The 12,415-nt window shown below is 73.2% G+C and carries 8 protein-coding genes; 3 read left to right on the top strand and 5 right to left on the bottom strand.

Annotated features, from left to right (window positions below; translation table 11 throughout):
* Positions 1 to 23: 23 nt before the first annotated feature.
* Both HYQ63_RS26685 and HYQ63_RS26680 read right to left on the bottom strand, forming a co-directional pair.
* Positions 24 to 2,594 (bottom strand): ABC transporter permease, encoded by a 2,571-nt coding sequence (locus HYQ63_RS26685; RefSeq protein WP_179936435.1) that lies wholly within the window; start codon positions 2,592 to 2,594, stop codon positions 24 to 26.
* Positions 2,591 to 3,379, bottom strand: coding sequence for an ABC transporter ATP-binding protein (locus HYQ63_RS26680; protein WP_179936434.1), 789 nt, complete (start codon positions 3,377 to 3,379; stop codon positions 2,591 to 2,593). Before HYQ63_RS26680 ends, HYQ63_RS26685 begins: the two co-directional genes overlap by 4 nt.
* 437 nt (positions 3,380 to 3,816) lie before the next feature.
* On the opposite strand from HYQ63_RS26680, the gene HYQ63_RS26675 reads away from it, so the two are divergent.
* Positions 3,817 to 5,451 carry an MFS transporter gene (locus HYQ63_RS26675; protein WP_373689145.1) on the top strand — a complete coding sequence of 545 codons (1,635 nt, stop codon included), beginning with the start codon at positions 3,817 to 3,819 and terminating at the stop codon, positions 5,449 to 5,451.
* A 58-nt stretch (positions 5,452 to 5,509) separates the two neighbouring features.
* On the opposite strand, the gene HYQ63_RS26670 is transcribed toward HYQ63_RS26675, so the two are convergent.
* The 3 genes from HYQ63_RS26670 to HYQ63_RS26660 form a co-directional block, all read right to left on the bottom strand.
* Complete coding sequence (locus HYQ63_RS26670; RefSeq protein ID WP_179936433.1) at positions 5,510 to 6,445, bottom strand: cellulose-binding protein; 936 nt, start codon at positions 6,443 to 6,445, stop codon at positions 5,510 to 5,512.
* A 217-nt stretch (positions 6,446 to 6,662) separates the two neighbouring features.
* Positions 6,663 to 9,245: an SUKH-4 family immunity protein gene (locus HYQ63_RS26665; RefSeq protein ID WP_306664880.1), complete on the bottom strand. Its 2,583-nt coding sequence runs from the start codon at positions 9,243 to 9,245 to the stop codon at positions 6,663 to 6,665.
* 875 nt (positions 9,246 to 10,120) lie between these two features.
* Positions 10,121 to 11,098 (bottom strand): SMI1/KNR4 family protein, encoded by a 978-nt coding sequence (locus HYQ63_RS26660; RefSeq protein ID WP_179936431.1) that lies wholly within the window; start codon positions 11,096 to 11,098, stop codon positions 10,121 to 10,123.
* A gap of 196 nt (positions 11,099 to 11,294) precedes the next feature.
* Between HYQ63_RS26660 and HYQ63_RS26655 the strand changes: the two genes are divergently transcribed.
* A complete protein-coding gene (locus HYQ63_RS26655; protein ID WP_179936430.1) occupies positions 11,295 to 11,816 on the top strand; it encodes a YwqJ-related putative deaminase in 522 nt (173 codons plus the stop codon).
* Positions 11,813 to 12,313, top strand: a complete 501-nt coding sequence (locus HYQ63_RS26650; protein WP_179936429.1) for an SUKH-3 domain-containing protein — start codon at positions 11,813 to 11,815, stop codon at positions 12,311 to 12,313. Before HYQ63_RS26655 ends, HYQ63_RS26650 begins: the two co-directional genes overlap by 4 nt.
* Positions 12,314 to 12,415: the final 102 nt, after the last annotated feature.

Raw genomic sequence — 12,415 nt, 5'->3', positions numbered from 1 at the left:
GTCTTGTCACTCCATCCCCGGCCTCAGTCCGTGGCGATGGCGTTGAGGATGTTCATCCGCGCCGCCCGGAACGCCGGGATCAGGGCCGCGATCAGGCCCACCACGGCCGAGCCGATGAAGACCGTGATGATGGTCGGCCAGGGGATCTCCAGGGTCTTCAGCCCCTCCAGCGCCAGCAGCTTCTGCGCGGTCGCGCCCCAGCCCATGCCCAGGCCCAGACCGAGCAGCGCACCGAAGAGGGCGATGACGACGGACTCCAGCCGGATCATGCGGCGCATCTGGCGCCGGGAGAGGCCGATGGCGCGCATCAGGCCGATTTCCCGGGTGCGTTCGACGACCGACAGGGCGAGGGTGTTCACCACGCCGAGGATGGCGACGATGATCGCGAGCGCCAGCAGCCCGTAGACCAGGTTGAGCAGCTGACCGATCTGGTTCTTCATCTCCTTCTTGTAGTCGGTCTGGTCACGGACCTGGACCGACGGGTACTGGTGCAGCTGGGACTTGAGGGACTTGTACGCCACGGCTTCCTGGCCGTCCTTCGCCTGCGCCAGCATCATGACGTCCGCCGGGATCAGGTTGGCGGGGACATAGCGCTCGACGGTGGCGATGTTGATGTAGAGCGCGCCCTTGTCCAGGCTCGTGTCGTCCGAGGTGATCGCCGCGACCTTGAGCTTGGCGGTTCGGCCCTCCTTGAAGGCGACGGTCAGGGTGTCGCCCTCCTTCACCTTGTTGCTCTTGGCGAAGCCCTCCGGCACCGACATGGCGTCCTTGCCGTACGCGGCGGCCAGGTCGCCCGCGACGACCGGGGTCCGCAGGTCCTCCGCGTACGTCGGGTCGGCTGCGGACAGGTCCTTGGTGACCTTCTTGCCGCCCGGCAGGGTGATCTCGGCGCCCTCGATCTGCTTCGCGTCGCTGATGTGCTTGAGGCCCTTGGCCTGGTGTGCCGCCTTCTCGATCTGCTTGGTGATCGGCTGGCCGCCGTCGGACTGGATGATGAAGTCCGCGCCCACCGACTTGTCCAGCTCATCGCTGGCCGAGGCGACCATCGACGAGCCCACCACCGACAGGCAGGCGACCAGCGCCAGGCCGATCATCAGGGCCGCGCCGGTGGCGCCGGTGCGCCGCGGGTTGCGCAGCGCGTTGCGCTCGGCCAGCCGGCCGACGGGCCCGAACATCCGCAGCACGACGGTTGCCAGGGCCCGGACCACCAGACCGGCCAGCAGCGGGCCGATGACGATGAAACCGATGAGGGTCAGCACCACGCCCAGGCCCAGGAACATCGAGCCGTCGACGGCCTTGTCGGCGTTGCCCGCGACGACCAGGGCCGCCGCGCCGCCCGCGGTGAGCAGGGTGCCGATCGCGCCGCGGATCCATCCGGCCTTGGTGTCCGCCGGGGTGCCCGCGTCGCGCAGGGCAGCCATGGGGGAGATCTTCCCGGCCCGGCGGGCGGGGATGTAGGCGGCGATGACGGTGACGACGATGCCGATGGTGAGGCCGACGATGGGCGTGGCGGGCTTCACCGTCAGCTGGTCGGTGCTCAGGTGCAGACCCGCGCTGCCCATGAGCTTCATCAGGCCGACCGCGAGCCCGACGCCGCCGAGGACGCCGAGGATCGAGCCGACGACACCGAGCAGCAGCGCTTCGAGCAGCACCGACCGGTTGATCTGCTTGCGGCTCGACCCGATGGCGCGCATCAGGCCGATCTCGCGGGTGCGCTGGGCGACCAGCATCGAGAAGGTGTTGACGATCAGGAAGATGCCGACCAGGACGGCGATTCCGGCGAAGCCGAGCATCGCGTACTTCATGACGTCCAGGAAGGAGCCGATGTCGCTCTCGGCCTCCTTGCTGGCCTCGGCCTTCGTCTGCACCTTGACGCCGGTGCCGAGCTTCGCGACGACGCTCTTCTTCAGCTGGTCGTTGCTGACGCCGGGCTGGGCGGTCAGCGCGTAGTTGGTGTACACACCGGTCGCCCCGAGCAGCTTGCGCTGCGCGGTGTCGGTGTCCATGTAGACGATGGTGGCGCCGGGGTTGGTCACCTGGAACGTGGCGATGCCGACGATCTTCGCGCGGAACTCACCGGGCACGGCGATGATCCGCAGGCTGTCACCGAGCTTCAGCTTCTTGGTGTCGGCCGTGTCGGCGTCGACCATCACCTCGGTGGGGCCGCGCGGCGAGTGACCGGAGGTGATCTTCACCGAACGGTGCTCGGTGGTGTCCCAGTTGGTGCCGATGGTCGGGGCGCCGGAACTGGGTCCGATGCTGTCGCCCTTCCGGTTGACGACGGTGACCGACTGGCTGGTGGCGTCCCCGGTCACCGACTTGACGCCGTCCACCTGCTTCAGCTGCGCCAGCTCCGAGCCCGGCAGGGTGCGGATCCGGCCCTGCCGGGTGTCCTGGTCACTGGCCCCCTTCGGGCTGACCGTGACGTCGGACGCCGTGCTCGCGAAGAGCTTGTCGAACGTGGCGTTGGTGGTGTCGGTGAAGACGAGCGTGCCGCAGACGAACGCCACGGACAGCAGGACGGCGATCGCGGACAGCGCCATCCGCCCCTTGTGGGCGACGAAGTTGCGCAGTGAGGTCTTGAGGACGGTCATGACACCCGTCCTCGTGCGTCGAAATGCTTCATGCGCTCAAGGACCAGGTCGGCCGTGGGGTTGTACATCTCGTCCACGATCCGGCCGTCGGCCAGGTACAGCACCCGGTCGGCGTAGGAGGCGGCGACCGGGTCGTGGGTGACCATCACGATCGTCTGCCCCAGCTCGTCCACGGACCGCTTGAGGAAGCCCAGCACCTCGGCACCGGCCCGGGAGTCCAGGTTTCCGGTCGGCTCGTCACCGAAGATGATCTCGGGGCGGGCGGCCAGGGCGCGGGCCACGGCGACGCGCTGCTGCTGACCGCCGGACAGCTGGTTCGGGCGGTGCTTCAGCCGGTCGGCCAGACCGACGGTCTGCACCACCCGGTCCAGCCAGGCCCGGTCGGGCTTACGGCCCGCGATGTCCATCGGCAGCGTGATGTTCTCGATCGCGTTGAGCGTCGGCAGCAGGTTGAACGCCTGGAATATGAAGCCGATCCGGTCCCGGCGCAGCTGGGTGAGCTTCTTGTCCTTGAGCCCGGTGATCTCGGTCTCGTCGATGTAGATCTGGCCCGACGAGACGGTGTCCAGCCCCGCGAGGCAGTGCATCAGCGTCGACTTGCCGGAGCCGGAAGGGCCCATGATCGCCGTGAAGCGGCCGCGGGCGATGTCCACGTCGACGTGGTCCAGCGCGACCACCCGGGTCTCGCCGGAACCGTACGCCTTGACCACCTGGCGTGCCCGGGCAGCAACGGCCGTATGTCCTCCGCTGCCCCCGGTCTTGGGAATCGATACGGCCGTTGTCACGATGTTCTCCTCTTTATCGTCTATGTCGGACCCGGGACGGTCACACGTCCCCGATCGCCTGGTCGCGCTTGATGATCAGCCTTCCGGAAAGCGGCGGCCGGGACGATGAGGTCTGGCGCCGTCTTCGGGTGGGGCCAGCCCTACCCCCCTCGGTCCTGCTGGCCGTAAACCACAGTAGAGAGCGGTACGCCCCGGCTCGTCCTTCCCCGGGACGAACCCCGGGTAGGAGGAAAGTGAGCCCATCCCCTAGGGGAGTAGGCCCTGGGGTGGAGCGCAACTCGGGGTCGACTCTGCACCCGCACGTAACGGAAGGCGCAAGTCCGCGGCCTCAACAGCCCTGATGCATTCTTCCCCTGCCCTGAGGCGGCATGGAATGGTGGGTCGTACAAGAACTGGACACCAGAGCCGGCGCGGACCGGCGGAGGGAGTGCGCCACGGTGGGCGGCACCGCAGAAGGACCTGACGCGGACTCCATATCCCCGCTCCCCGACCCCCCTCCCCGTGAGGCGATCCCCGCGCCCCGCGGACGCCGCCCCGTCGTCGCCGCGCTGATGCTCGCCATGGCGCTGACCGCCCTCGACTCCACCATCATCTCGACCGCCGTTCCGCAGATCGTCGGCGATCTCGGCGGCTTCTCCGTCTTCTCCTGGCTGTTCTCCGGCTATCTGCTCGCCGTCACCGTCACCCTGCCGGTCTACGGGAAGCTCTCCGACACCTTCGGCCGCAAGCCGGTGCTGGTGGCGGGCACCATCATGTTCCTCATCGGATCGCTGCTGTGCGCAGGAGCCTGGAACATGGCCTCCCTCATCGCCTTCCGCATCGTCCAGGGGCTGGGCGGCGGGGCGCTCCAGGGCACCGTCCAGGTGGTCGCCGCCGACCTCTACCCGCTCAAGGAACGCCCCAAGATCCAGGCCCGGCTCTCCTCCGTCTGGGCCCTGTCCGCGGTCACGGGCCCCGCGCTCGGCGGCGTGCTCGCCGGGTACGCCGACTGGCGCTGGATCTTCCTCATCAACCTGCCGATCGGGGCGCTCGCCCTCACCCTGATCGTCCGCCATCTGCACGAACCGGTACGGCGGCGGGCGACCCGGCCCCGCATCGACTGGGCGGGCGCCCTCACCATCTTCGCCTGCGGCGGACTGCTGCTGACCGCGCTCGTCCAGGGCGGAGTGGCCTGGGGCTGGCTCTCCGCACCCTCCCTCGCGCTGCTCACGGCCAGCGCCGGATGCGCGGCCCTGACGGTGTGGATCGAACGGCGCGCGGCCGAACCCATCATTCCGGGCTGGGTGTGGCGGCGGCGCACGATCTCGGCGGTCAACCTCGCGCTCGGCGCACTCGGGCTGCTCATGATCGCCCCGACCGTCTTCCTGCCCACCTACGCCCAGTCGGTGCTGGGCCTCGGGCCGATCGCCGCCGGATTCGTGCTGTCCGTGATGACGCTGAGCTGGCCCATCTCGGCCGCCCTCAGCAGCCGCGTCTACAACCGCGTCGGCTTCCGGAACTGCTCCATGATCGGCATCGGCGCCGCCGCGCTCATCCTGGCCGCCTTCCCCCTGCTCCCCTACCCCGGCGCCGCCTGGCAGCCCGCGCTGATCATGCTGCTGCTCGGTGCCGCGCTCGGGCTCTTCCAGCTCCCGCTGATCGTCGGCGTACAGTCCTCCGTCGACTGGGCCGAGCGCGGCACCGCCACCGCCTCGATCCTCTTCTGCCGCCAGGTCGGCCAGTCCATCGGCGCGGCCCTGTTCGGCGCCGTCGCCAACGCGACCCTCGCCTCCCGGCTCGCCGCCGCCCCGTCCGGCATCCGCGACGGCCTGCCCGGCGACCTCGACTCGGTCTCCCACGCCCTCGACCACCCCGGCGCCCTCAGCACCCGGGCCGCCGACTATCTGCGGCGCGCCGTGGACACCGCCGTCGACCACGTCTACCTGGGCGCCGCCTCCGCGGCGGTCCTCGCCCTGCTGGCCCTGCTGTTCCTCGCCCCGCGCCGCTTCCCGGTCCGCGCCGAAGCGGGAAGCGGAACGGATGCGGAACCCGCCGCCGACCCGCTGACGGCGAACCCCGCCCGGGAGACCTGACCCGGGCTCCCAGGCTTACGGGCTGCTGCGCCCAGGTCTCGGGGGTCAGGTCCCGGGCTCAGGTCTCGGGGTGCGGGCGCGGCTGCGGGTGCGGGCCGGAGCCGGCGTCCTCCGAGACCGGCTTGCCCGTCAGGGCCGTCAGGCTGCCGCGCACATGCTCCAGATGCGCCTTCAGCTCCTCGCGCCGCTCCACGTGTTCGCGCAGCGTCCGCTCCGTCTCCCGGGCCAGCCGCTCCTCCCGGGCCCGGGCCTGCGCGACGATCTCCGCCGCCTGCGCCTGCGCGTCCTCCTGGCGCAGCCGCGCGGCCTGGTCCGCCATCGCGTACTCCCGCTTGGCCTCCGCCAGCCTGGCCTGGGCGTGCTCCTCCAGCTGGACCAGCCGCGCGGTCATCGCCGCATCGCGCTCGACCAGCTCATGACCGGCCGCCTCCCACCGGTCGGCATGCTCCCGTTCCTGCTCGGCGAGGATCGCCACGGTACGCCCGCGCATCTCCTTCAGCGCCGCCAGAGACTCGCTGCGCCACTCCTTGACATCCCGGCGCGAGGCCGCGCGCAACTCCTCCACCTGCGCCTGAGCCGCCTCCAGGGTGCTGCGCGCCGACGCCTCGGCGGCCTCCCGCACCCGCTCGGCCTCATCGCGGGCGGCGTCCCGGACGACCCGGGCGGCGACCTGCGCGGCCTCCCACTCCTCCTGCGCCGACGCCTCGGCCGCGGCCCGCAGACAGCCCATCTCCTCCTCGGCCGCCATCAGGATCAGCTGCGCGCGGTCGCCCAGCGATTCGTACGTCTGGGGGGCCAGCTGGGCGATCACCTCACGCAGCCGTTCGGCGTCGGCGGCCAGCTCGTTGGCGAGAACGGTGAGGCGCGCGGCGCGTTCCCACGCCGCGTCACGCGCCTCGGACAGCTCCGCCACATAGCGGTCGACCTGCGCGGGACGGTAGCCACGGCCCCGTCCGCCGATGGTGAAGCCATGACGTGACACCGATGCGCCCATCCTTGGAACCCCTTAGTCCGGTAGGCAACGCGCTCCGGCGCACATCTTGATGGATGGGGTCTTATCGCCCATAACGCGACACTCCGCCCATCTCCCCGGCCGGGGCCCGCCCGGGTACCACAACGACAAGGCGCCCGCCCCCGTCACGGGGGTCGGGCGCCTCGATGGGGCGCGCGCTCGGCGCGCTCCGGCGGGAATCAGAGCAGACCGGAAGGAATCAGAGCAGACCGTCCCACATCTGCTCCAGCAGTACGGCCCACCAGTTGTCCGGCGCGGACAGGGCTGCCGGGTCCAGCGCCGAGAGCTGCGCCTGGAAGTCGACCGTCCAGCGGCCCGCCTGCTCCGGCGTCAGCCCGTACCGCAGCCGCCACATGCGGCCCAGCAGCCCCATGCAGCGCACGAACTCCGGCAGACCGGTGTTGACGAACTGTGCCGGCACCGGCTGCGGCGCCGCCTCCAGCGGCACCGCCACGATGTGCGCCGTGCCGTACTGCACGCACAGCTGACGGCCGAAGTCGTTGCCCATCACCAGGTACGACCCCGCGTCGGCCGCGGGCTGCACACCGCGCTCCGCCGCCAGCTCGGCGAGCGTCGGCACCGGGCGCCCCTGCTGCGCCTGGGCCCAGAAGAACGGGCCGAAGTCCGCGGGCAGCCCCGCCCACACCAGCGTCTGCGCCACCACGTCCGGTACGCCCTGCCGCGACACCGCGCGCTGGTCGAACCGGACGATGCCCTGCGGCCCGAACGCCTGGCCCAGCTCCTGCGCCAGCCCCTCCGGCGGTACCGGCGGAATCGGCTGCACCTGGCTGGGGTGCGGCAACGGCACCCGGTTGGGCGCCGGGCGGGCCGGGCCGTCCGCCACCTGGTGCAGCTCGCCCTGGTGCTCGATCAGATGACGCACACCCTGCTGCCGGGTCGCGTGGTCCCGCCCGTACGGCGCCGTGTGGCTGATCCGCACCTGCGGCCACGACTCGCGGATCATCCGCGCGCAGTAGCCGCCCGGAAGATCACACGACTCCAGCTCGGTGTGCAGCTCCAGCACCTGCTGCGGCGGCACGTTCATGGCCCGCAGCTCATGCAGGATCTGCCACTCCGGATGCGGGGTGCCGGGCGCCGAACGACGGATCAGCTGCTGCTCGGAACCGTCCTGCGCGCGGTAGCGGAGGACCGCCATATAGCCGGGACCGACGGTCGGCAGCCCGGCGGGCGGCGGCGGATACGCGTACCCGCCACCGGGACCGGGCGGCATGCCGGGCGGCGGTGTCCCGGGCTGTGCCACACCGTGCGGCGGAGTGATGCCGGGCACCGGCGGACCGGCGGGCGGCGGCATGTTGGAGACACCGGGCGCGCCGGGGGCACCGGGAGCGCCGGGCGGCGGCGGGGCCTGGCCACCTGCCAGCATCGTCGCCGCCGCGTGCACCCCACCACCGGGAGCGCCGGGAGCGCCGGGAGCACCAGGCGCGCCCGGGGCACCGGGAGCGCCCGGGAAGGGGCCCGGCGGGGACGGCGGCGTGTGCGGACCACCCGCACCGGGGACACCGGGAGGGCCGGGCGGGCGCGGGCCGGATGGCCCAGCCTGCCCCGGGGCACCCGGAGCACCGGGCGGGCCGGGAGGGCCGGGAGGCGGCGGAAAGCCGGAAGCGCCGGGGCCGGACGGCGGCTGGCCGGGGCCACCCGCCAGCATCGTCGCCGCCGCGTGCACCCCACCACCCGGAGTACCGGGAGCACCGGGGGCGCCCGGGGCGGAAGGCGGAGGCGGCGTCTGTCCACCGGGCGGCACCTGGCCGGGCGCGCCAGGGGCGCCAGGAGCACCAGGAGCACCAGGGGCGCCGGGAGTACCGGGCGCGCCCGGACCACCTGCCAGCATCGTCGCCGCCGCGTGCACCCCACCACCGGGGGTGGGAGGCGGCGGCGGGGTCTGCGGACCGTTCTGCCCGCTCTGCCCGCCGGAAGCACCAGGGGTCCCGGGAGCACCCGGGCCACCCGGGATGCCGCTGCCCACGCTGTCGTCCAGCTGCGAGACCAGCTGCGTCGGTACGTACCCCCCGGCCGGAGCGCCCGGGGCGCCGGGGCCGGACGGGCTCGGCGGCGGAGGCGTGTGCGCCCCCGCACCCGGCCGGGCGCCGGGCGTGCCCGGCGCGCCGGGCGGCGGCGGGGGCGTCGGGCCGCTCGGCCGACCCGCCTTGTGGGTGGCGGCATCCGCGATGTCGCCCGCGCCGGAGGACGCGCCCGAGGACGCGTCGGAACCGCCCGGCGTCCCCGGGAAGTCGAAGGGCGGAGCGACGGCGGTGGGCGGCAGCGCGCTGCCCGCCGACATCAGTTCGGTCTTGGCGTCGGGCCGCACCCCCGGGACCGGGGTGTCCTCGTCGTCCGAGCCCGCGAGCGGCGGGGCGAACACCGTGGCGGGCGGGGCGACCGAGCGATCGCCGTCGTCACTCGCGGAGTTGGTGTCGGCCCACGGCGTACCGGCGCCGGGTGTGGACGGGCCCTTCGGCGTCTCACCGGAAGCGGGCGACGCGGGCGCCGGGGCGGGCGGAGGCGGAGCCCACGGGCTGCCGCCGCCGGGCGCCGGGGCGGCCGGGGGCTGGGGCGCACCGGCGAGGGGCCGTGCCACACCGTCCGACGGCCAGTCGTCCCCTTCGGTGTCCCGCCGCGGCGGCGCCACGCCGCCGGACGCCCAGTCGTCCACCGGCTGCGGCGCGGGCGGAGCGGACGGGGGCGCAGCGGGCGCCGACGCAGCGGACGCGGGCGGCGCGTCGGTGCGCGGGCGCGCCACACCGTCCGACGGCCAGTCGTCCACCGATCCCGGCGCTGGCACGGCATCGCGCGGCTCGGCGTCGCGCGGCTCGGCGCCACCGGGCGGCGGCGTGGGCGGACCGTTACGCCAGCCCTCATCGGCCGAACCGGAGGCCGAACCGGACGCGGGCGCGGGCGTGGACCCGGCCTCGCTGCGCGGCGACGGCACTCCGTCCGACGGCCAGTCGTCCACCGGCTTCGGCGCGGGCGCGGCATCCCGCGGGCCATCACCGGGCGGCGGCGCAAACGCGGGCGCGGACCCGGCCTCGCCGCGTGGCGACGGCACGCCACCGGAAGGCCAGTCGTCCACCGGCTCGGGCGCGGACGCGGGCACCGCATCCCGCGGCTCGCCGCCGGCCGACCCGGACACGGGCGCGTCCGTGCGCGGCGACACCGCGCGATCCGACGACGGCCAGTCATCCACGGACTCCGGCTCCGGCGCGCCAGTCGCCGGAGCGGACCGCGGCGCGGGCACGTCCGGCGCGTCCCCGCCCCCGCTCATCGCGTCCGCCGCCTCCTGGAGCCACTCCGGCGGGGTCAGCAGGAAGGACGTCACATTGAGGTCGATGCGCTGCTGCCGCCCGGCGGTCTCCTGGGCGCGGTCGTCGTTCGCCCCGTACTCCTCCTCGTACCGGCGGATCACCTCGCCCACCGGCAGTCCGGGCCACAGCGTGGTCTCCCCGCTGTCCCGCGCGATCACCAGCCGGGCGCCGTCGACGGGCGCGCCCGAGACCGCTCCGTCCGGGCGGTCCTCGGCCCAGGCCACGAAGCCCAGGTCGAACTCCCGCACCCGCACCTCGCGCTGCTGGTAGGCGGGCACCTCACCGTTGATCCAGAGTTCGGCGCGCTCCTGCGCCTGTGCGAAGGTCACCATCGCGCTCACCCCTCCACGGGTACGGCGTACGCGAATCCGCCGTCCACCATCAGGTTCGCCACGGTCTCCAGCTCCGGCGGATTGCCCGCGAGCCGCAGCAGGAAGGCGTCGAAGTCCTCGCCGCACGGCAGCATCAGCCGCTCCACCCGCTCCTGGACCGTCCAGCCGTCGCGGTCCCGTGCGTCGTCGTACGCGCAGAACCAGACCGAGCCGATCGCGTCCCCCTTCACCTTCACCGCGATCACCCCGCCCTGGGCGAAGCCCACGCCCAGATAGTCCTTGGTGAAGTGGTCGCGCAGACACTTGTTGACGTAGACGAGGTCGTTGACCGCCGCCTCGTCGCGCACCGTGAAGAACGGCTGGTCGACCAGGAGTCCCAGCTCCGGGTCGAGCGCCGCGCCCACAGGTGCGCAGCCGCCCGCCGCCTTCAGGAACGCGCGGTACGACTCCGGCAGCCGGTAGCCGAGGTCCTCCTCGACGCCCAGCACCTGCTCCTCGGTGACCGAAAGCCCCCGTACCGGCAGCCCGAAGTGGACCGGCCGGGTGTCCTGCAACGGGCGGGTGCCGCGCTTGTCCTGGTCCACCGGGGCCGTCGCGAGGCCGCCGTGGTGCCGCAGCAGCGCCTTGACCTCGACCGGGATCAGCTCCATCCGGCGGCCGCCGGGGACGTGGTGCCACGTCCAGCCGTGCGGAGTGGCCACCGCCGAGGCGTCGTTCCACAGCTCATGGCCGGAGGCGTGCAGCGCGGCGTTCGCCGAGACATAGTCGGTCAGCCGCAGCTCGTCGACCCCGAACCCCTCCGGGGGCTCGGCGATTTCGGCGGCCGCGCGGGCGTACGGCGAGAAGTCCGGAAAGCCGTTTTCGTCCACCCGGACGCCCATGGGGTGGCGGGCGGCCCGCACCGGATCCGGGAAGTGCACGACCTGCCCGGCGTAGGCCGTGTTCGGTGGCGCGGCATGCTGCCCGAGCCGACCTGTCGTCATGGCGGTTGCCCCCTGCTGATGCTGGCGTATGGGGCACAGCCTATGCGGTGGGGCCACAAGCGGAACCGGTCGGCCACCACAGCGGCCGCCCACCTGGGCCGACGCACCCGGACTACCGCATTTCCCGTCGCATTTGGCAGGCTGATCTTTCGCAACCGGGGGATTGCGGTGGATTGCACAGGGAGGGACCCACCACATGCACATCACGCAGAGCAACGGGGGCGGCGACGGAGCCGCCCCCGCGGCCAGCGACCCCCGGCTGAGATGGAGCAGCGTCGACCCCGACGCCGGTCCGCCCCCGCTGCACCACCGCCGCGACACGCTCCTGCCCGCCGTCGCCGCCGCGCTCTCCGTCCGCGGCGAGACCCTGACCTGCACCGGAGGCAAGGCCGACCAGGCACCCACCCTCCACCCCCTGGTGCAGGACTTCCTCGACGCCCTCACCAGCGGACAGCGCGAACGTTTCACCGGGCGCTGCCCCGAAGCGGTCCTGCTCTCCCGCCATCTGACCGCCGTCGAGGCGAACCGTTCCAAACGCGCGGCCCGAAAACCCCTCACGCACGGTGAGGCCCGCCGCTCCCTCAAGCAGTCGAAGCTGACCGCCCGCCGGATCCGCGAGGCGGGCGACCCGCAGCACGGCTCCTACGCCCCGCCCTGCCTCTCCTGCACGGCGATGCTGGGCCACTTCGGCGTACGGGTGGTGGGTGAGGAAGCGTGACCCGCCCCTTCGACCGCACCGACACCACCCGCTTCCCCGTCCCCGTCGACGCTGCCCTCCGCGAGGCGGGCTGGCAGCCGGGCCGCTGGGACATGGAGCGCGCCGAACGCTGGGCGGACACCCTGTCCGCCCACGCCTCCCCGGCCGGGCACCGGCACACCGTCTTCCCGGCCGCCGTCGAAGCCTGGGCCGAATTCGGCGGACTGCACGTCCAGCCGCCCGGCACCGGCCGCCAGATCGCGCCCACCCCGTTCCGCATCGACCCCCTCCACGGCCTCCACCTGGCCCGCACCCTCGGCGACTTGGGACGCGCGCTGGAGACCGAGGTCTGCCCGCTGGGCGAAGAGGCCGACGGGCAGGGGCTGCTGACCATCGACGCGGAGGGGCGGATCTACAGCCTCGACCACACCGGCGACTGGTATCTGGGCGCCACGCTTGACGCTGCGCTGGCCACTCTGATCACCGGCACGCTTCCGCCGCGTCTCTCCCGCGCGTAGTCGCTCCGCTCCGGGGAGGCGGGGATGCGCCGTTGGTCGTCACGCCGTCGGCCGTCCGCGGCGCCATCGTGGCCGGTCGCGCGGCTCCCCGCGCCCCTGCGG

Origin of the sequence: Streptomyces sp. Rer75, assembly GCF_013414305.1 — a bacterium.
In the GTDB taxonomy this organism is placed as follows: domain Bacteria; phylum Actinomycetota; class Actinomycetes; order Streptomycetales; family Streptomycetaceae; genus Streptomyces; species Streptomyces himastatinicus.
Note: the sequence above shows the minus strand (reverse complement) of the source record. Positions and strands in the feature narration are given on the sequence as shown.

Excerpts from the sequence above, each read along its gene's own strand:
- HYQ63_RS26685 (WP_179936435.1), bottom strand. The coding sequence starts at position 2,594 with ATGACCGTCCTCAAGACCTCACTGCGCAACTTCGTCGCCCACAAGGGG.
- HYQ63_RS26670 (WP_179936433.1), bottom strand. The coding sequence starts at position 6,445 with ATGGGCGCATCGGTGTCACGTCATGGCTTCACCATCGGCGGACGGGGC.
- HYQ63_RS26660 (WP_179936431.1), bottom strand. The coding sequence starts at position 11,098 with ATGACGACAGGTCGGCTCGGGCAGCATGCCGCGCCACCGAACACGGCC.
- HYQ63_RS26655 (WP_179936430.1), top strand. The coding sequence starts at position 11,295 with ATGCACATCACGCAGAGCAACGGGGGCGGCGACGGAGCCGCCCCCGCG.